The sequence below is a fragment of the Aeromonas sp. 604176 genome (genome assembly GCF_049170755.1).
GTDB lineage: Bacteria > Pseudomonadota > Gammaproteobacteria > Enterobacterales > Aeromonadaceae > Aeromonas > Aeromonas veronii_A.
The window spans coordinates 1-673 of sequence record NZ_JAAKNE010000306.1 but is presented as its reverse complement, the minus strand read 5'-3'; the positions used below and the strand labels follow the sequence as shown (position 1 = coordinate 673).

The window sequence follows — 673 nt, the reverse complement described above, 5'->3', positions numbered from 1 at the left end:
CCCCGCCACGTTGCCATTCACGACCCCGCTCCAGTCCGCCGGCAAGCTAAAGCCCGGCACGCCCGCTGTGCTCGCACCGCTCCAGCTGTAGCTGCCCGCCACCGCGCCAGCCACCCAGCCTGCCCCCATCAACGCACCTGCCGGCACACCGCTCAGGGTCACCGTCACGCCGGTCACCTGCTCCGAACCATCCGCGTCGGTCGCAGTGACACCCAGCTGCGCCGCCAGCGATACCGCCACCGGTGCATCCGTTTCTGCCAGCACCAGGTTGGTGGCGCTGACACTGATATCCCCTTCCACTCCGATAGTGACCGTGCCACTGCTGTTGGCCGTGCCTTCATTGGTGGTCGCCACCACGGTGTAACTGATGGGCGCGCCGGTGTTGTTCGCACTGCCCGACACCCCGGCCGTCGAATAGTCCGCCGGGAACACCAGCCCGAATGCCGGCGGCAATGCCCCCGCCACCACGTTCACTGTCAGGACATTACCCACCAGGGTGCCACCCACTGCAGTGGTATTCGCAGGCAAATTGTTGAAGGTATACACCAGGCTGGTCCAGGTCTCTGACCCGTCGCCATCGCTGATACTCACCGTGTTGGTCAGCAGCACCTGTACCGTGCCATCCGTTTCGGTCGCACCCGCATTCAGCGCCTCGACGTTGAAGTCGATGTCA

Annotated in this window: 1 protein-coding gene; it reads right to left on the bottom strand. The window is 64.9% G+C overall.

All coding sequences use genetic code 11. The features are described from left to right. On the bottom strand, positions 1 to 546 hold a 546-nt coding region (locus tag G5358_RS21515), incomplete at its 3' end, for a hypothetical protein (protein ID WP_421324932.1). Between the last annotated feature and the right edge of the window lie 127 nt (positions 547 to 673).